This window comes from Streptomyces sp. ICC4, from assembly GCF_003287915.1.
GTDB lineage: Bacteria > Actinomycetota > Actinomycetes > Streptomycetales > Streptomycetaceae > Streptomyces > Streptomyces tritrimontium.
This window is the reverse complement of record NZ_CP030286.1, coordinates 4,896,874-4,915,639: the sequence shown is the minus strand read 5'-3', so window position 1 is coordinate 4,915,639 and position 18,766 is coordinate 4,896,874. Positions and strand designations below refer to the sequence as shown.

15 protein-coding genes are annotated in these 18,766 nt (G+C 71.7%); 10 read left to right on the top strand and 5 right to left on the bottom strand.

Annotated elements, in window-relative coordinates:
- Nucleotides 1–125 precede the first annotated feature (125 nt).
- The 4 genes from tal to DRB89_RS22815 all read right to left on the bottom strand — a co-directional run bounded on the left by tal (nucleotide 126) and on the right by DRB89_RS22815 (nucleotide 6,600).
- On the bottom strand, nucleotides 126–1,790 hold the full coding sequence (tal, locus tag DRB89_RS22830) for a transaldolase (RefSeq protein ID WP_112450166.1): 1,665 nt from the start codon (nucleotides 1,788–1,790) through the stop codon (nucleotides 126–128).
- Nucleotides 1,791–2,029: 239 nt separating this feature from the next.
- Nucleotides 2,030–2,314 carry a hypothetical protein gene (locus tag DRB89_RS44785; protein ID WP_112450165.1) on the bottom strand — a complete coding sequence of 95 codons (285 nt, stop codon included), beginning with the start codon at nucleotides 2,312–2,314 and terminating at the stop codon, nucleotides 2,030–2,032.
- Between the two features lie 109 nt (nucleotides 2,315–2,423).
- A complete protein-coding gene (locus DRB89_RS22820) occupies nucleotides 2,424–3,581 on the bottom strand; it encodes a cellulose binding domain-containing protein (RefSeq protein ID WP_112450164.1) in 1,158 nt (385 codons plus the stop codon).
- Between the two features lie 97 nt (nucleotides 3,582–3,678).
- Nucleotides 3,679–6,600: a glycoside hydrolase family 48 protein gene (locus tag DRB89_RS22815; protein ID WP_112450163.1), complete on the bottom strand. Its 2,922-nt coding sequence runs from the start codon at nucleotides 6,598–6,600 to the stop codon at nucleotides 3,679–3,681.
- A 705-nt stretch (nucleotides 6,601–7,305) separates the two neighbouring features.
- Here DRB89_RS22815 and DRB89_RS46025 point away from each other — a divergent pair.
- From DRB89_RS46025 to DRB89_RS22765, 10 genes are all read left to right on the top strand, one after another.
- On the top strand, nucleotides 7,306–7,440 hold the full coding sequence (locus DRB89_RS46025) for a hypothetical protein (RefSeq protein WP_275435584.1): 135 nt from the start codon (nucleotides 7,306–7,308) through the stop codon (nucleotides 7,438–7,440).
- Nucleotides 7,437–8,024 carry an NADH-quinone oxidoreductase subunit J gene (locus DRB89_RS22805; protein ID WP_112452131.1) on the top strand — a complete coding sequence of 196 codons (588 nt, stop codon included), beginning with the start codon at nucleotides 7,437–7,439 and terminating at the stop codon, nucleotides 8,022–8,024. The genes DRB89_RS46025 and DRB89_RS22805 overlap by 4 nt, the downstream gene beginning before the upstream one ends.
- Nucleotides 8,024–8,374, top strand: a complete 351-nt coding sequence (gene nuoK / locus DRB89_RS22800) for an NADH-quinone oxidoreductase subunit NuoK (RefSeq protein ID WP_112452130.1) — start codon at nucleotides 8,024–8,026, stop codon at nucleotides 8,372–8,374. The genes DRB89_RS22805 and nuoK overlap by 1 nt, the downstream gene beginning before the upstream one ends.
- Nucleotides 8,371–10,389 carry an NADH-quinone oxidoreductase subunit L gene (locus DRB89_RS22795; RefSeq protein WP_112452129.1) on the top strand — a complete coding sequence of 673 codons (2,019 nt, stop codon included), beginning with the start codon at nucleotides 8,371–8,373 and terminating at the stop codon, nucleotides 10,387–10,389. Before nuoK ends, DRB89_RS22795 begins: the two co-directional genes overlap by 4 nt.
- 38 nt (nucleotides 10,390–10,427) lie before the next feature.
- Nucleotides 10,428–11,996: an NADH-quinone oxidoreductase subunit M gene (locus DRB89_RS22790; RefSeq protein ID WP_112452128.1), complete on the top strand. Its 1,569-nt coding sequence runs from the start codon at nucleotides 10,428–10,430 to the stop codon at nucleotides 11,994–11,996.
- Nucleotides 11,993–13,606: an NADH-quinone oxidoreductase subunit N gene (locus DRB89_RS22785; RefSeq protein ID WP_112452127.1), complete on the top strand. Its 1,614-nt coding sequence runs from the start codon at nucleotides 11,993–11,995 to the stop codon at nucleotides 13,604–13,606. Before DRB89_RS22790 ends, DRB89_RS22785 begins: the two co-directional genes overlap by 4 nt.
- Before the next feature lie 259 nt (nucleotides 13,607–13,865).
- Nucleotides 13,866–14,729 (top strand): zinc metalloprotease HtpX, encoded by an 864-nt coding sequence (htpX, locus tag DRB89_RS22780; protein ID WP_112451066.1) that lies wholly within the window; start codon nucleotides 13,866–13,868, stop codon nucleotides 14,727–14,729.
- Nucleotides 14,726–15,118, top strand: coding sequence for a YccF domain-containing protein (locus tag DRB89_RS22775; RefSeq protein WP_112451067.1), 393 nt, complete (start codon nucleotides 14,726–14,728; stop codon nucleotides 15,116–15,118). Before htpX ends, DRB89_RS22775 begins: the two co-directional genes overlap by 4 nt.
- Nucleotides 15,119–15,230: 112 nt before the next feature.
- Nucleotides 15,231–16,280, top strand: coding sequence for a glycosyltransferase family 2 protein (locus DRB89_RS22770; protein ID WP_112451068.1), 1,050 nt, complete (start codon nucleotides 15,231–15,233; stop codon nucleotides 16,278–16,280).
- A gap of 47 nt (nucleotides 16,281–16,327) precedes the next feature.
- Nucleotides 16,328–16,873: an SMI1/KNR4 family protein gene (locus DRB89_RS22765; protein ID WP_112451069.1), complete on the top strand. Its 546-nt coding sequence runs from the start codon at nucleotides 16,328–16,330 to the stop codon at nucleotides 16,871–16,873.
- A gap of 244 nt (nucleotides 16,874–17,117) precedes the next feature.
- On the opposite strand, the gene DRB89_RS22760 is transcribed toward DRB89_RS22765, so the two are convergent.
- Nucleotides 17,118–18,545 carry a SulP family inorganic anion transporter gene (locus DRB89_RS22760; RefSeq protein WP_112451070.1) on the bottom strand — a complete coding sequence of 476 codons (1,428 nt, stop codon included), beginning with the start codon at nucleotides 18,543–18,545 and terminating at the stop codon, nucleotides 17,118–17,120.
- Nucleotides 18,546–18,766: the final 221 nt, after the last annotated feature.

Here is an 18,766-nt window from a genome sequence, read left to right as displayed (position 1 = left end):
CAGGACCGACGCAACGTCCGAGCCGACTCTCACCAGAATGGCTCTGGACGCCCTCGTCACGGCCCCTGGCTACGGCCGGGTTCAGGGGTTCGCAGCCCTCCGGCGAACGACCTCGTCCGTTCCCATCACCGCGTGTGGGAAGGCTGCGCGTGGAGCGAGCGGGTCGCTGCGGCGACTCGCAGCTCCTCCAAGAGGCGGCCCTGCTGGTCGGCGCGCTCCAGCAGGACGTCCAGTTCCTTGACGGAGAGACGGTCATCGGTTTCGGCCAAAGCGCGCAAGGACCGCCAGCCGGCTGCCTTGCCGTGAACCGCCAAGAGCATGGACTCGGCTTCCACGACGTCACTGAGCGGGGAGCGGGAGAGGACATGGCCGTTGGGCTTGAGGCGACCCGCCTTCTCCGCGAGCCAGCCCATGGCCGCCTTGGACTGGCTGGTGGATATCGCCAGAGCAGTCATGATCTGGGCCAATGAGTCCCGATCCTCCTCGACCCTGCGGGCCAGCCCGGACAGCACTTCGCCGTCCTCCTTGCCCGCGTGCGCCTTCGCCGCCCGCCGGAAAAGCTCCAGGCCGCCGGTGGCGGCGGCGTAGTGGTCGTTGAGGTAGATGCCCAGCAGATCGGCACGGTCGGAGCCGCCGTCCCCACTCCCGCTTGCGTCGCCGGCCCGGATGCCCTCGCAGTGCATCTCGCGCGCCACCGACGCTCCGAGCTCCTTCCAGCTGGCCTCGAACGTGGCCAGTCCTTCCCGCTCCAGCGTGTCGGTGACGTCCGCGAAGTCGACGCCGGCCCGCTCCAGTGCTTCGAAGTGGGCGGCCGCGGCCGCGAAGTCGTCCGCCACCGGCGGGGGCCCGGGAAGGGCGCCGTGGTCGGCGAACGCGGCCAGCGTGGCGCCCGGCATGGTGTTCACGGTGCCCGCGACGACGAGTTCACTGACGTACATCGTGTCGGGATAGGCCGGGTCCTTGACCCCCGTGGACGCCCACAGCGGCCGCTGCATGCGCGCTCCGGCCGCGGCGAGGACCTGCCAGCGCGGCGCCAGGAGCATCTGCTCGTACGCCTGGAACGCCAGGCGGGCGTTGGCGATCGCGGTCTTGCCCCGAAGCGCCCGGGCCCCGGGGGTGTCGAGGGCTTGGAGACGGCGGTCGACTTCGGTGTCGACGCGGGAGACGAAGAACGAAGCGACCGAGTGGATGTCCGCGATCTCGCGCCCCGCGGCGTGCGCCTGCTCCAGGCCGGTCTGGTAGGCGTCCATCACCTCGCGGTAGCGATCCAAGGAGAAGATCAGCGTGACATTGACGCTGATGCCCTGGGCGACGACGTCGGTGATCGCCTCCAGCCCCTTGCGAGTGGCCGGGATCTTCACGAACACATTCGGCCGCCCGACCGCCTCCCACAGTTTCCGAGCCTGGTCGGCCGTCGTGGCCGCGTCCTGAGCCAGCCGCGGGTCGACCTCGATGGACACGCGGCCGTCGACGCCGCCGGTGCGCTCGTAGACCGGCCCGAAGACCTCGCAGGCGTCACGCACGTCGTCGGTGGTGAGGGCAAAGACCGCGTCGTCGACGCTGGTGCCTGCGCTGCCGAGACGGCGCAGCTGCTGGTCGTAGCGGTCCCCCTTGGACAGTGCGGAGGCGAAGATCGTCGGGTTCGTCGTCACCCCCACCACGTGCTTGTCCGCGATCAGCACCTTCAGCTCACCATCGGCCAGAAGCTCACGGGACAGGTCATCGAGCCAGACCGACACGCCTGCGGCGGACAGGGCGGCAAGCCGGTCGGGGACATCGGAACCGGACATGTGAAACCTCCAGAGGGGTGCGGGGCCGCCGATGCTGACGCTGATGACGCAGTTCGCACGAGGGGCGAACGTGTCAGCGGCGGCCTTCGGCACCGTGCTTCTGCGCGTCTGCCCGCCACACTCGTCATCACGCACCGACTGCCACCGCAGCATCCGCCCTCCCCTGCGAAGGCTCCCCGTGGTTCCGCCGGCCGGGAGCTGGTCGATGTCGTCAGTCGTCAGGGGTCGGCTCGGCCGCGTCAGCCTTGCCCCGCGCCACCGTGATCTCCGTGTCCGTCCCCGCCGGCTTCGGGGCCGTGCTGGAGCGGGCTGTCGGGCCGCGAGCTGCGGTCGGGGTGACCGGCTGTGCGGCGGGCTTCCTTCATCTCCGCTACGTATGGGACGGCGCGGTCGAGCTCCAGGTCGGCGGTGCCGGTCAGCAGCGCCTCTACCGTCGCATCGCCCAGACCCGCCGGACACCGGTGAGCTCGATCAGCACCGTCCACCTTCCGCGGGAACGGCGCGAGCGGGTCCGAAGGCCGCATCCGTGGCGACGGCACCAGCCCCGGAGCAGTACCGCCGCCAGCACGAGCGTGGTCGGCCAGACGACGGCGAAGGCCACGCTCAGCAATCCCAGGAGACGGGTGCCGGGTGTCACGCGAGGGTGCAGGCGCTCCCGTTCAGGCTGAAGGCGGAGGGCTTGGCGAAGGTGCCGCTGTAGGTGCCCTGGAATCCGAAGGATGCCTGGCCACCGGCGGCGATCTCCGCGTTGTACCCCACGTTGCCGGCCGTGACCGCCCCTCGCGACGGGGAGACGTTCGCGTTCCAGGCATGGGTGACCTGCTGCCCGGAGGGCAGGGTGAACGCGAGTGTCCAGTTGCTCACCTTGGAGGAGCCGGTGTTGATGACGGTGACGTCGCTGGTGAAGCCGCCCTGCCAGACGTTCGTGGCGTACGCCACCTTGCAGGTCGAAGAACCACCCGGACCGCCCGGACCGCCCGGGTCACCGGGGCCGCCCGGGTCACCGGGAGAGCCCAGGTTGACCGTCGAGGAGAACGAAGTCACGGCGAGACCCGTGCCGTTCTGCCAGGGTTCGAATCCTGCCTGAACGCTCGTCAGGTACCAGCTGCTCTGCGCCAGCCCGCGGGAGACGGCTTGCTGGACGAAGTCCATGACGTCGAAGGTCCAGCTGGTGATCGCCGAAGGTGCGACGAACGACAGCACGTCGTTGGAGCCGTTGTTGCCGGACCACACCTCCCACTGGCGCCCGGCCACGGTGGTGGTGCCGGCCGGGGAGCCGATGGGCTGGACAGATCCGACCTTGTTGAACCAGAGCATGATCTCGGTCCGGCTCACGCCGTCCTTACGGGGGGTGGGGTCGAGCCAGATGTCGTACGAGGCGTTGTACGCCGCGTCGTTCACGTAGGTGTACGAGATGCTGGAGGGCGCGGTGGAGATGCCGCCGAGTTGGGCGGGGAGGTTGGTGCCGGGCGAACAGTTGGTGTAGTGGCAGCCGTTGTACACGGACGGGTAGGACTTCGGGGCGCCGTTGGTCGGCACCGACCCGTCGGCCCGGGTGACTTTGAATCCTGAGTCGGTGACGGCGATGCACTGACTCTCGCTGGTGCCCCACCGGTTGTTCTGGACGGTGTAGCGCCCCTGGATCGTCGCCGTTCCGAACGTCTCGCAGATCGTGGTGTCGGCCTGCACCACCGACGCAGCAGTGAACAGGGCGGCCATCGAAACGAGTGCGGTGAGCAGCGCGCCCAGCAGGCTTCGCGCACTGCGGGAATAGTGCGGTGAAGATCGCATGCGGATTCCTCTTCGGATGGGGGAGGGAGGCCGGGCAGGCCCTTGCGGGCTGCCCGGCCTCGTCGTACGCGGAGCTGTCTCCGGGCGGGGCGGGCTGTTACTCGAGCAGCTCCGCGTACGAGCCCATGGCCAGGGCGATGTCCGCCTGGGCCCAGAACCGGTGGTAGGTGAAGGCGGGCGCGGCGCCGCCCGCGAGGTAGGCCTCGATCTTCGGCCAGGCCGGGTCGTCCTGGTAGAAGGTGCGGATCGAGGCGAAGGTGGACGAGGAGTTCACCGTGTCGCCGTTCGGCATCTTGCCGGTCCACGTGCCGGGCACGTACACCGGGTTGCTGAAGCGGCTGTAGTCGGTGCGGGTCTCCTGGACGGCGACGCCCAGGGGGTCCTGGTGGTGGGCCCACATGCCGTCGAGCAGGGCCTTGGCGACGCGCTTGGCCTCGGCGTTGCCGGACTTCGCGGCGTAGTGGGTCAGGGTATTGGCGTAGGAGGCTGCCACGCCCACGTCGTCGGTGTAGTCGGCGACGGTGACGTGCAGGCCCGCGTTGGCGCCGGGAGCGGACGCGTTCCAAGTGTCGGGAGCACCGGACCACTTGAGGGTGGAGGGGATTCGGTAGGTGCCGTCGGGGTTGATCGTGGTCTTCGACAGGGCCCAGCCGACCCACTTGTCGAGCACGGTCTTGGCGGCGGCGTCACCTGTCTGCTGGTAGAGCTCGGCGACCCGCTGCATGGACCAGGCCTGGAAGCCGAACCATTGGTTGGACGCCGGGTCCTGGTAGACGGGCTTCTCGTCGTAGAAGAGGCCGTGGAAGGTGGGGGTCCCGGCCGGGGGCTGTGCGTAGCGCCCCTGCCAGCTGTTGGTCGCGCCGCCCGCGATGGCGCCTTCGTCGGACTGGAGCCAGCGGTAGAACTCCAGTTGCCGGTCGAGGCTGGTCGCCCAGTCCGCCGAGCCGGTCGCCGACTTGGGCTTCAGCGGGGCGTACTCGCTGAGCGCGTAGGCGGCGAGGGGGTTCTGGTAGCCGCCATGGGCGTGGCTGGAGCCGATCCGCCAGGACCAGGCGGCCGAGGTGTCGGTGGCTCCGCCCCAGGCGTAGTACCAGGACATCAGGTAGTGCGCGCTGTCCTTGCCGGTGCCGGCGGGGCAGACGGTCGGGCCGACACAGTTCCCGGCCTTCTTGAAGTACTTGTCGAACATGGAGTACCGCAGGTAGTCGCCCATCTTGGCCGCCTTGGAGACGGTCCCGGTGACCTGGGTCCCCTTGCCTTGTTCCTTGGCCCAGATGTCGGCCCAGTAGGCGGCCTGGATGGCGCGGGCGTCGGCGTCCGGGGCGTTGGTGAACTTCCACTGCTTGGCGTAGGAGGCGTCCCCGGTGAAGAGGTCGAGGTAGCCGTTCTTGCCGCCGTAGGCGAACTTGTCGCAGGTGGGGTGCGGAACGGTCTCCCAGACCGATTCCTCGGGTCCGCGCTGGAAGGTGTTGATGTACGAGGGTCCGGTCGCGGTCGGTCCGGCGGAGCACTTTCCGGGCTCGTTGCCGAAGCCGTAGACGTTGTCGACGTCCTGGAGCCAGTGCATGCCGTAGATGTCGTCCGTGCCGTACGTGCTCTTCAGCTCGCCGGCGATCGGGTCCACGCCGGAGGTGACCGTCCCGTCGAGCTTGGCCGGGTACTGCGAGGGGAGGTCGTGCTCGGGGGCGTAGGTGGCGGGCTTGGCGGCGTTGTAGGAGCCGGTCGTCGGCTGGTCGGCGTGGGTGGGGATCATGAACTTCTCCATGATGTCCCACGCGCCGTTGAACTTGGTCCAGTCCCCGGTGATCTTCCCGTACATCGCCTGCAGCCAGATCAGGTAGCTGTAGGCCTCCGAGGTCGTTTCGTGCCCGTGGTCCGGGGCCTCGACGATCAGCGTCTCGACGGAGTGGTACGGGATTCCCTCGGGCGAGAAGTAGCCGTTGGCCGGGTTGGTGATCTTCCCGTGGAGGTCGAGGAAGCGGGCGTCGTACGTGGAGTCGGCGCCCAGCTGGGCCACCGTCACCTCGGTTTCCGCATGGCCGGGGGCGGTCGCGGTGAAGACGGCGGAGCCGCTGCCGGTGGCGCCGGCGGTGACGGTCACTTTCTGGGCGGTGTTCCAGTTCGCCGGGGTGAAGGTCAGCCCGGCGGGGGTCGCGGTGAGGTCGGTGTTGCCCGAGGTACGGGCAACGCCCACCGTGACGTTCGCGGACGGCTGCTTGGAGAGCTTCAGGTCGAAGGCTGCCGTCTCCCCGCGGCGTACGGAGAGCTGCGCGGGGGTGGCTACGAGGGCTGCGCCCGCGGCGACGGTGATGCCGACGGGCGCCGACTCGGCCGAGGCGCCGAGGCTGTCGTAGGCCTTGGCGTAGAGGGAGTGGGAACCGGCTGCGAGGCTGGTGGCGGCGAAGGTGAAGGGCGCCGTGGTGTCCGTGCCCAGGAGCGTGGTGTCGCTGTAGAACTCCACCTTGCCCACGGTGGCGCCGTCGGCCGCGGCGGCGGTGGCGGCGAGTGGGACGGCGGTGCCCACCGTGTAGACCGCGCCCGCGGTGGGGCTGGTCAGGACGGCGACCGGAGGCTGGTGGGCTCCGGTGCACGGGGTGCCGTTGACGGCGAAGGTGGTGGGCGGGGCGTTGGTCCCGCTGTAGGCGAACTGGGCGCCGGTCGTGGCGGCCGCGCCCGCGGCGATGGTCTTGTTCCAGTCCGGGGCCGCGACTCTGACGGTCTTGCCGGTCTGGGTCCAGGTGCCGTTCCAGCCGTTGGTGAGCTGCTGGTTGCCCGTGTAGTCGTAGGTCAGCGTCCACCCGTCGAGCGCGGTGGCGGACCGGTTGGTGAGGGTGAGCTCGGCGGTGAAGCCCGAGCCCCAGTCGTTGGTCTTGTAGTCGACGCTGCACTGCACCGCGGCGGCCGCGGCGGTGGTGGCGCCGACGGCCGTGAGGGGGAGGGAGAGGGACAGGGCCGTGGCCGACGCGGTCAGCAGTCTGCTGCGTCGGACGCGTGGTCTGGGTGGGGGATGTGCCGACATGCGGATGGTTCTCCTCGCGGCTCGGGGAGACGGGGATGGGAAGAACGACTGCGCACAAGCTCTGAACCAATGGGAGCGCTCCCACTGTGCAGAGGAGGCGAGGTGCCGTCAAGACGCGTGAAGAGTCGAAAGAGTTGCGTGAGGAATTTACTCAACCCCTCTTTTGCTTGGCGGCAGTTGCCGCTACCGTCTGGCCCAAGCAAGTGGGAGCGCTTCCACGGTTGGTGTGCCGTCACAGCGCGACCTTGCTACGAGGGCTCGCCCATGTGACGGCCCCGCGTCTGTCAGTGCTGCTCGGCGGAGCAGCGCTGACCTTGCACGACGGCGTCACCTGCCGGGCAGTGACCAGAAGGTCGCCGGCACACAGAACCCGGCGAACGCACTTCATGTGACCGGCGTCCGCAATCCCCACCGGCCCGCGGCATTGCCTACAACGACCTGCGCCGGTGGCTCACCTGCTTACCCACCTGCCCGACGGGCCATCCGGCCACGGCCCTGACCCCTCTGCACCCTCAACATGCCCGCGTAGAAGGCGTGTCGAGGCTCCCTCCTCGCCCCCGGCCACAGCCCGGTCCCACCCGGCCGCGGGTGAGATCGGCGCTCGGCGATCGCGCCATGGTGTGGCCGGGACGCCCGCACTAAAAGGAAGAGGCCCTGGACCCGGCCGCCGAGGAGCCCAAGGAACTCGCCGCCGCCCGCAAGGCCGTGGAGAAGGCGGAGGCCGCCGCAGCCACGGCGGCCGCGGCTGCCGCCGCCGAAGCGGAGGCCGAGCAGACCCCCGACACCCCGGCCCAGGACCCGGACACGGCCCCGGCCCAGGACCCGGAAGGAGACGCGTGATCACCGCAGCCGCCCAAGGCAACGGCTTCCTCTCCCCGACCGGCGTCGAGATCGCCTTCGTCCTCGTCGGCCTCGCCACCCTCGGCGCGGCCGCCGTCACGGTCACCACCAAGCAGCTCGTGCACGCCGCCCTGTGGCTGGTCGTCGCGCTCGGCGGGATCGCCGTCGAGTACCTGCTGCTGACCGCGGAGTTCATCGCCTGGGTCCAGGTGCTGATCTACCTCGGTTCCGTGGTCGTCCTCCTCCTCTTCGGGCTGATGCTCACCAAGGCGCCCATCGGCCGCTCGCCCGACGCCGACTCGGGCAACCGCCCCGTCGCCCTCGGCGTCGCCCTCGTCGCGGCCGCCGCACTCGTCTGGGTGGTCGTCGACGCCTTCCGCACCACCTGGATCGACCTCGACGGGCCCGCCCAGGGATCCACCGAGGCCACCGGCGCGTTCCTCTTCCGGCACTGGGTGCTGCCGTTCGAGGCGCTCTCCGTCCTCCTCCTCGCGGCCCTGATCGGCGCCATCGTGCTGTCCCGCAAGGACGCCCCGACCACCGGCGCGCCCGCGCCCGCCGCGGACGAGAAGGGGCAGAGCTGATGCACCTCGCCTACCCCGCCGTGCTGGCGGCGCTCCTCTTCTGCACGGGCCTGTACGGAGTGCTAGCCCGCCGCAACGCCATCCTGGTCCTGATGTCCGTCGAGCTGATGCTCAACGCCGTCAACCTCAACCTGGTGGCCTTCGACGTCTGGCTGCGCGACACCCTGCACGCCGGCCAGGCCCTCACCCTCTTCACCATCGCCATCGCCGCCGCCGAGATCGGCATCGGCCTCGCGATCGTGCTGATGGTGTACCGCAACCGGGGCACCTCGGACGTCGACCGACTGCGCGACACCGCCGAGGGCCACGAGCCGGACGGCGCGAACAGCGCGACTGGAGCCGCCGCGTGAGCACCCCGACCCTCGCCGTACTCGTCCCCCTCCTGCCCTTCCTGGGCGCGCTGGCGGGCCTGCTGCTCGGCCGCACCGCCCCCGGCTTCGTCAGGCCGCTCGCCATCCTGCCGACACTGGGCGCGGCCGTACTGGCCGTGCTGGTCGCCTTCCGCCAAGGCGGCGGCAAGGCGATCGACACGGCGACCGAGCTGACCCCGACCGGCTCGGTGCCGATCGAGCTCTCGCTCCACCTGGACGGCTTCGCCGTGCTGGTGGCCGTGCTGGTCGGCCTCGTCGCCACCTGCGTACAGGTCTACTCGACGGCCTACCTGCGCGATGACCCGCGCTACCCGTCCTACGCCGGCCTGGTCTCACTGTTCACCTCCGCCATGCTGCTCGTCGTCTACTCCGGCGACCTGATGGTGCTGCTGGTGGGCTGGGAAGTCATGGGCATCTGCTCCTACTTCCTGGTCGGGCACTACTGGGAGACCGCGGCGGCCCGCTCCGCCTCCCTGAAGGCCTTCCTCGTCACCAAGCTCGGTGACGTCCCCTTCCTGATCGGCCTGTTCGCGCTCGCCACCGACGCCGGCTCCTTCCGGATCACGAAGATCCTGGGCACCGTCGCCGCCGGCGGCCTCGACCACCCGACGCTGATCGCGCTGCTCCTGCTGGCCGGAGTCGCCGGCAAGTCCGCGCAGTTCCCGCTGCACACCTGGCTTCCGGACGCCATGGCGGGCCCCACCCCGGTCTCCGCGCTGATCCACGCCGCGACGATGGTCGCCGCCGGCGTCTACTTCGTCGCCCGGCTCCTCCCGGTCTTCGCGGCCTCGCGGGCCGCACTGGTGGTCATGGCCGTCATGGCGGCCGTCACGATGGTCGGCTCCGCCCTCGCCGCCCTGGCCCAGGACGACATCAAGCGGGTGCTGGCCTACTCCACGATCGGCCAGCTCGGCTACATGACCGGGGCCCTGGCCGTCGGCGACCGCTCGGCCGCCGTCTTCCACCTCCTGTCCCACGGCGCCTTCAAGGCGCTCCTGTTCCTCGGCGCCGGCGTGATCATCCACGCCGCCGGCACGAACTCCCTCTCCGCCATGTCCCGCATGCGGGGCCTGTCGGGCCGCATCCCCGACGTCTTCTGGACGATGACGATCGCGCTGCTCGCGCTCGCCGCCATCCCGCCCTTCGCCGGCTTCTTCTCCAAGGAAGCCGTCCTCGTCGCCGCCGAGCACACCGCCGGCGGCCACTCGGAGTTCGCCCCGAGCGCGGCCGGCTGGCTCGTCCTCGTCGCCGGCGTGCTCACCGCCCTGCTCACCGCCGCCTACGCCACCCGGCTGTGGCTGATGGCCTTCCGCGGCCGGGGCGCGGCCGCCCCCGACCACGGCAAGGAGCCCGTGGCCATGACCGGCGTGCTGTGGCTGCTGGCGATCCCGTCCGTCGGCTTCGGACTGCTGGCCGGCCCGCTCGCCGACTTCTTCGACGGCCGAGAGCTCACCCCCTCGCTGACGACCTCGGTCCTCGGCACGGGCGCCGCCGTCGTCGGCGGCGTCCTCACCTACGCCCTGTGGCAGCGCGCCGAGGCCAAGGCCGTCCTGGCCCCCGCCGGAGCCACCGCCACCCGCGCCGAGGTGTCCCAGGCGGTCGCCGCCGCCGCCGAATCCGCCGCCGAGACCCCCGAGGTCGGCGAACTCACCCACGACCACCCCGCCGTCCCGGTCGGCCCCGCCGCCGATCCCGGCCGCGCGCTGCTCGGCCCGCTGCACCGGCACGCCGCCGCCGGCTTCCACCTCGACGCCGTCTACGACCGCCTCTTCGTCCGCCCCGTCCGAGCCGCCGCAGGCCTCGTACGCTTCCTCGACCGCGAGGTGGTGGACTCCTACGTCCGTGGCGCGGGCCTCGCACCCCGGCTGCTCGGAGGCCTCGTACGCCGTGCCCAGACCGGCAACGTGCAGAGCTACCTGAGCGCCCTGCTCGCCGGCGCCGTGGTCCTGGCGATCGCCACCGCCGTCCTCGCCAACGTCAACGCCGGATCGTGAGCCGTGAGTCAGCCGTGATTGATATCAGCCCGTCCGTGATGCAGTTCCTTCTGGCGTTCATCGTGGCCGCACCGCTCCTCGGCGCGGCCGCGGCCCTCCTGCCCGCCCCGCCCGGACTGAAGGGCAAGAGCCCCGAACAAGCCGTACTGCGCCACGGCGTGACCGTCACCGGCGTCATCCTCGCCGCGGCGATCGCCCTCGCCGCGGGCTTCGACCACGACGCCCCGTCCCGCTTCCAGGCGACGACGGACATCAGCTGGATCCAGGCGCTGAACGTCCGCATCCACCTCGGCATCGACGGCATCTCGCTCCCCCTCCTCCTGATGACCGCACTGCTGTTCTTCCTGTGCGCGCTCTACAGCTACTTCAAGCTCCCCGCGGGCCCCTCCGCGAAGGGCTTCGTCGCCCTGCTCCTGGTCCTGGAGTCCGGCACCCTCGCCACCTTCGCCGTCCTCGACCTGCTGCTGTTCTTCCTCGCCTTCGAGATGGTCCTCATCCCGATGTACTTCCTCATCGCCCGCTGGGGCGGCGCCCAGCGTCAGGCCGCGGCCTGGAAGTTCATCCTCTACACGCTCCTCGGCTCCGTCGTCATGCTGCTCGGTCTGCTCCTGATCGGCCTGAAAAGCGGCACTTTCGACATGGTGGCACTCGCCTCTGACAACGGCCGCGGACTGTCCCGCACCACCCAGATCCTGGCCGTCCTCGCCATCGGCATCGGCCTCGCCGTGAAGACCCCGATGTGGCCGCTGCACAGCTGGCTGCCCGACGCCCACACCGCCGCCCCCACCGTCGGCTCCGTCCTCCTCGCGGGCGTGCTGCTGAAGATGGGCACGTACGGGTTCGTGCGCATCCTGCTGCCCGTCACCCCCGACGGCATGGCCACCTTCGCCCCGTACCTCGGCGCCTTCGCCGCCGTCGGCATCGTCTACGGCTCCCTGGCCTGCCTCGCGCTCGCCCGCAAGGGCGGCAAGGGCGACCTCAAGCGCCTGATCGCCTACTCCTCCGTGGGCCACATGGGCTTCGTCCTCCTCGGCATCGCCTCGATGACCCCGACGGGCGTCAACGGCGCGCTCTTCGCCAACATCGCCCACGGCCTGATCACCGGCCTGCTCTTCTTCCTGGTCGGCGCCCTCAAGGACCGCTACGGCACCGCCGACCTCGACACCCTCGCCGGAGCCACCGGCGCGGCCCTCTACGGCCGCGCCCCCCGCTTCGGCGCGCTCCTGGCCTTCGCCGCCGTCGCCTCCCTGGGCCTGCCCGGCCTGGCCGGCTTCTGGGGCGAGATGCTGGCCCTCTTCGGCGCGTTCGACCCCGCCGAAGGCCTGTCGCGGCCCGCGTTCCTCACCTACACGGCCGTCGGCGCGTTCGGCACCCTGCTCACCGCCGCCTATCTTCTGATCGTCGTACGGCGGGTGTGCATGGGCGATCCGAAGACGGCGGCCGGCGAGAGCGCCGCCCCGGCGGCCCTCACGGACATCCAGCACTACGAGTTCGCCGCCTGGACCCCGCTCGCCGCCCTCACCGTCCTCGCCGGCCTGTGGCCCGCGGTCCTCCTCGGCCTCACCGACCCGGCCGTCCAGAAGCTCCTCGCGGGAGGGAACTCATGACGGTCCTTCACTCCATCACCAGCGCCGCCACCGCCGCGGCGGACGCCCCCAGCCTCGTCCAGTCCGTCGACTGGCTCGCCATCGCGCCCGTCGTCGTCACCGCCGCCGTCGCCCTGGCCGTCCTGGTCGCGGACCTCTTCGTGCCCGAGGGGCGCAAGCCGCTGCTCGGCTGGATCTCCGTGGCCGGACTGGCCGCCGCGACCGCCACCCTGCTCCCGCTGCGCGCCGGCGACCGGGCCACCTTCTGCCTCACGGGCGAGGGCACCGGAATCGGCATCGGCGCGGGCACGGGCATCGCCGACCCCGGCGCGTGCAGCTACGCCGCCGACCACTTCGCGCTCGTCGTCCAGTTCCTCGTACTGGGCGGCGCCCTGGTCACCGCCCTGCTGTCGGTCACCACCGTCCGCGAGGCACGCATGCCGGCCGGCGAGTACTGGTTCCTGCTGCTCTCCTCCGCGGCCGGCGCCGCCCTGCTGCCCGCCTCCCGGGACCTCGCGACCCTGATCGTCGCCCTCGAAGTCGCCTCGCTGCCCGCCTTCGCCCTCGTCGGCATGCGCCGCGGCGACCGGCTCTCCTCCGAGGCCGCCCTCAAGTTCTTCCTGTCCTCCGTCACCGCCACCGCCGTGTCGCTGATGGGCGTCAGCTTCGTCTACGCCGCCACCGGCTCCCTGCACCTCGCGCGGATCGCCGAGGGGCTCGAGCACGTCCCCGGGCAGCTCGACACCCTCGCCATGGCCGGCGTCGCGCTCACCCTCGTCGGCTTCGCCTTCAAGACGGCCGCCGTCCCCTTCCACTTCTGGGTCCCCGACACTTACGTCGGCGCGCCCCTGCCCGTCGCCGGATACCTGTCGGTCATCGGCAAGGCGGTCGGCTTCACCGGCCTCATCCTCGTCACGGTGATCGCGTTCCCCGCGTACTCCGACGTCTGGGGCCCCGCCCTCGCCGTCCTCGCCGCGCTCACCATGACGCTCGGCAACGCCGCTGCCCTGCGGCAGTCCGCCGACCGCCCGAACGGCGCCGTACGGCTGCTCGCCTGGTCCTCGGTGGGCCAGGCCGGCTACCTGCTGGTCCCGATCGCCGCCGCCGCGTACGCCGGCCGCGACCAGATCGGCTCCACCGTCGCCTACGCCCTCATGTACGCCGCGGTGAACCTCGGCGCCTTCTCCGTGGCCGCCCTGGTGGCCCGCAAGAAGCCGCTGCACCGGCTCGCCGACTACCGGGGGCTGTACGCCGAGCGCCCGATCGCCGCCCTCGCGCTGGCCTTCTTCCTGCTCTGCCTGGCCGGTCTGCCGCCGGGCATCATCGGGCTCTTCGCGAAGGTCACCGTCTTCCGGTCGGCGGTCGACGCCGGGCTCGGCTGGCTCGCCGTGGTCATGGCGGTCAACGTCGTCGTCGCCCTGTACTACTACCTGCGCTGGACGGCCCTGCTCTTCCGCACCCCCGAGGGGGACGCCGGGGCAGAGGGCGCGGAGGAGGGCGCGGAGACCCGTACGAAGGCCCCCTGGCCGGTCACCGCGGCCATCGTGCTCACCGCCGGTACCGCCCTGGTCCTCTCGGGCGCCCCGCAGCTGGTCCTGCGCTTCGCCACGGGCAGCCTGTTCCCGCTGTAGGCCGTACGCGCACCCTGCGCCCCGCCCCCCGGCGCCCCCCGGGGTCCGTACGCCCCCACCCGTACGCCCTCACCCGTACGGCCCAACGGCCGCGGCCGCCCCACGGCCCGGGCCGGCGGGGCGGCCGGGCGGGCGCGCGCCGGGAACCTGCCGTCCCCACCTGGCGTTGACCAGGAAGGGAGGGTCCACTGGACCGTAGGCCCCTGCGATCCACAGATCCTGGACGGGTCCCCCTGCCGCACCACTTGGAGGGCGTACCGTGCACCGCCGGCACAACGGGCTGAAGACCGCCGTACTCCTCGGCGGCCTGTCGGCACTCATCATCGTCATCGGCAGCTTCTTCGGCCGGGGCGGCCTGATCGTCGCCGTCTTCGTCGCCCTGGGCACCAACGCGTACGCGTACTGGAACAGCGACAAGCTGGCTCTACGCGCGATGCGCGCCCGGCCCGTGAGCGAGTTCGAGGCCCCCGAGCTCTACCGCATGGTGCGCGAGCTCTCCACGTCCGCGCGCCAGCCCATGCCACGGCTCTACATCTCTCCGACGGAGGCCCCCAACGCCTTCGCCACCGGCCGCAATCCGCGCAACGCCGCGGTCTGCTGCACCGAGGGGATCCTGCGCATCCTCGACGAGCGCGAGCTGCGCGGGGTCATCGGCCACGAGCTGAGCCACGTCTACAACCGCGACATCCTCATTTCCTCCGTCGCCGGCGCCCTCGCCTCCGTGATCATGTTCCTGGTGAACTTCGCCTGGCTGATCCCGATAGGCCGGTCCAACGACGACGAGGGCCCGGGCCTCTTCGGCATGCTGCTGATCATGATCCTGGGCCCGCTGGCGGCCTCCGTGATCCAGCTCGCCATCAGCCGCTCGCGCGAGTACGAGGCGGACGCCTCCGGGGCCCAGCTCACCGGGGACCCGCTCGCCCTCGCGAGCGCCCTGCGCAAGCTGGACGCCGGAACCAAGCAGCTGCCGCTCCCGGCCGAACCCCGGCTGGAGACGGCGAGCCACATGATGATCGCCAATCCCTTCCGTCCCGGTGAGGGACTGTCCAAGATGTTCTCAACGCACCCTCCGATGGCCGAGCGCATCGCCCGGCTCGAACAGATGGCAGGCCGCAGTCAGTGAAGACCATCCTCAACCTCATTTGGCTCGTGCTCAGCGGGATCTGGCTGTTCCTGGGCTACTGCCTGGCCGGCGTGATCCTCTGCATCACCATCATCGGGATCCCCTTCGGCATAGCCGCCTTCCGGATCGCCGTCTACGCCCTGTGGCCCTTCGGCTACACCGCCGTGGAGCGGCGTGACGCGGGCGCCGCGTCCTGCGTGGGCAACGTGCTGTGGCTGGTCCTCGCGGGCTGGTGGCTGGCCCTCGGCCACATCGTCACCGGCATCGCGCTGTGCATCACGATCATCGGCATCCCGTTCGGCATCGCGAACTTCAAGATGGTCCCGCTCTCCCTGCTCCCGCTGGGCCGCGAGATCGTCCCGACGGACGCGCCGTTCGCCTCGCGCTAAGGTGCCGGTTCGCGGCCGGGTGACGCGGCGGGAAACCGTCGTGCCGCCACCCGGCCGACGCGGGCGAGCGCCCGCGCACGGGTGGACACGAGCGACGGGCAGGGAAGAACCGATGCCGACCGATCCCCCCACTCCTCCCACGCCCTCCATTCCCCCCACGCCGCCGTCGGACGCACCCCTCTCGGACGCACCCCTCTCGGACGCGACCCTCGCGGCCACGACCCTCTCCGTCGTCGTGCCGATGTACAACGAGGAGGACGCCCTCCCGGCCCTGGTGGCCAGGCTGCGCCCGGCACTCGACGGCCTGGGCCTCGGGTACGAGGTCGTCGCCGTCGACGACGGCAGCCAGGACCGCACCCCGGAGCTGCTGGCCCGGTTCCGCACCGAGTGGCCCGAGTTGCGGATCCTGCGGCTGCGCGGCAACTCCGGCCACCAGGCCGCCCTCACCGCCGGCCTGCACGGCGCGGTGGGGTCCTACGTCGCCAGCATCGACGCGGACCTCCAGGACCCGCCGGAGAAGATCCCGGAGATGCTCGCCCTGGCCCGCGGGCAGGGCCTCGACATCGTCTACGGGGTCCGGGACGACCGGAGCACCGACACCGGGTTCAAGCGGCGCACGGCAGGCGCCTACTACTGGCTGGTGCGCCGCCTCGTCGGCAAGCAGGTGCCCGCGCAGGCGGGCGACTTCCGCGTGCTCAGCCGCGCGGCGGTCGAGGCCGTCAAGTCCATGCCCGACCAGCACCAGGTCTACCGCCTGCTGGTGCCGTGGCTCGGCTTCCCGAGCGGCCGGGTCTCCTACCGCCGGGAAGAGCGGGTCGCGGGCCAGACCAAGTACCCGCTGGGCAGGATGATCCGGCTCGGCGTCGACAGCATCGTCAACTTCTCCGCCGCGCCGCTGCGCCTGGCCACCTGGCTCGGCGTGGCCAGCTTCTTCGGCTGCCTGGCGATGGCGGCCGCCACCCTGGTGGTCCACCTGCTGGGCAAGACCGTGCCCGGCTGGACCTCGCTGTTCATCGTGATGCTGTTCCTCGGCGGGGTGCAGCTGATCTGCGTCGGTCTGCTCGGTGAGTACATCGGCCGCATCTACACGGCCGTCCAGCGCCGGCCCACCTACTTCGTGGGGTACGACTCCGCGCGCGGGACGGACCGGGAAGGCGACTGAAAGCGCAGGTCAGGGTGATTGTCAGTGGGGGGTGTCACTCTGTGTGCATGGATGAGACCGAGCAGTTGCTGAAGCAAGTCGCCGGACGCGCGCGCAGCTCCCACCAGGGGCGGTACGCGGCGGCCGGGAAGCCGACCGAGCCCCTTCCGGCGCCCCTCGACAGCGCGGGTCCGCGCCGGGCGGAGGCCCGGCTGGGCTTCGCCCTGCCCCCGCTCCTCGCCGCCCTCTACACCCGCGTCGCGGACGGCGGCTTCGGCCCGGAGTACGGCCTGCTGCCGCTGGAGCGCGCCGTCGCCGAGTACGCCTCGATGCGCGGGTCGGCATGGCGGTGGCCCGAGGGCGTGCTGCCGATAGCCGACTTCGGCTGCGCCATGCGGGCCTGCGTGGACTGCCGCTCCGAGACCGCCCAAGTCCTGCTGTTCGAACCGAACTCGGGCGATCCCGGTCTCGCCTGGTTCCTCGAATCGCCCGGCCTCGCCGACTGGCTGCGCGGCTGGCTCGACGGCACCGCCTGGTTCAGCGAGGAATCGGGGGCGGGGGAGGAGTGGGACCTGGAGCTGACCACCTGGGCCGACTTCGGATCCCGGGTGTGAGCCGCCGGCGCGGGGTGTAGGCCACCGCCCCCCGAGCCGGCAGCGAGGCCCGGCGGCCCCGCGACCGTCGACGCGGCGGGCGGCGCGCAGGCCGAATTCACCCAGCCGGACAGCCCGGCGGCTGTCACGGCCCGGTCCTTGACACCTGAAGAGAGAGGCCACGCGCAGACGTTCGCGATCGCGTAGCCGGCTGGCAAGATCCGTAGGGGACGGCCAAGTGCGGTGGACCTTTCCGGTCACAGCACTAGCTGACACCCTCCCGGCCGGGGAGTGGTGTGCGGGTCCGCTCCCAGCCGTCGAGCGCCGTCAGACAGGCGTGATCGAGGTGGCGCAGCCCGGTCAGGTCGAGCCGTACGGCGTTCCCGTGCGGCAGCGCGTCCAGCTCGTCGAGCAGTTTGGGCAGCCGCAGGAAGCTGGCGTTGCCCAGGATCCGCACGCGCAGCTCCTCGCCCTCCCACACCTGCTCGACGTGCACGTGGGAGGTCTCCCACGCCGCCTTGGCGATCGCGATCCCCAATCCGGCGAGCACGCCCTCGAAGAGGTTCGTGGCCACGATGGCGCAGGCCGTCGCCACCAGCACGACCGCCTCGCCCCGGTGCGTGCGCCACAGGGCGGCCACCGCGCGGGCCGGCAGCAGCTTCCAGCCGGCATGCAGCAGCACCCCGGCGAGAGCGGCGAGCGGGACCGCCTCCAGCAGCCCGGGGACGGCCACGGCGAACAGCAGCAGCCAGCCGCCGTGCAGGATCCGGGCGGCCCGGGTGCGGGCCCCGGCCTCGACGTTGGCGGCGCTGCGGACGATGACGGCGGTCATCGGCAGCGCGCCGAGCAGCCCGCACAGGGTGTTCCCGACGCCCTGCGCGACCAGTTCGCGGTCGTAGTCGGTCGGCGCCCCGTCGTGCATCCGGTCCACGGCGGCCGCGCTGAACAGAGTCTCGGCGGAGGCGATCAGCGCGAGCGCGATCACGGTTCCGAGGGCCCCGACGGAGGCCAGCACGCCGAAGTCCTCCCAGCCGGGCGGAGTCACGGCCTCCAGGACGCCCGTCACGCTGACCCGCTCCACGGGCAGCCGCAGCACCATCGCGGCGGCGGTCGCCGCCGCCACCCCGACGAGCGCCCCCGGCACCAGCCGCAGCCGGTCCGGCATCCGCCGCCAGAGCACCAGGACCGCGACGGTCCCCGCCCCGAGCGCCACGGCCGTCCAGTCGGCCCGCGCGGCGAGCCCCACGACCCCGGCCAGTTTCTCCAGGGTCCCCGCGGGGGCCCGGACATCGGCCAGTGCGTACAACTGGCCCGCGATCAGCACCAGTCCGATTCCGGCGAGCATCCCGTGGACGACGGCGACGGAGATCGCCCGGAACCACCGCCCGAGCCGCAGCGCGCCCATGCACAGCTGCACCAGGCCCGCCACGAGGACGAGTACGCCGAGTGCGGGGAGACCGTACGTCCGCACGGCCTCGTAGACGAGCACGGTGAGCCCGGCGGCCGGCCCGCTCACCTGGAGCGAACTGCCCGGGAACCAGCCGGTGACCAGTCCGCCCACCACCCCGGTGACGATCCCCAGCTCGGCCGGCACCCCGGAGGCGACGGCCACCCCGACGCAGAGCGGCAGCGCCACCAGGGCGACGACCACCGACGCCCCGAAGTCCTCGCGAAACGTACCGGCCCCAGGCATGCGGGAACCCCCCTGTCACTGCGGTCATGGACACCCCTCAGCGTGGTGGGCGCACTCCCGCCGCCCAAGTGCCCACGGGAGGCGCCACAGGCGCGTACGCCCCTCACGCCCGGCACACGCGACCCGGGCGCCGGGTGCCGGGGGCCCGCCCCGGCGGCAGCCGAAGCGGCGGCCGAAGCGGCGGCCGGGGCCGTTCGGGGAGCCCGGCGGGGACGCTCCTC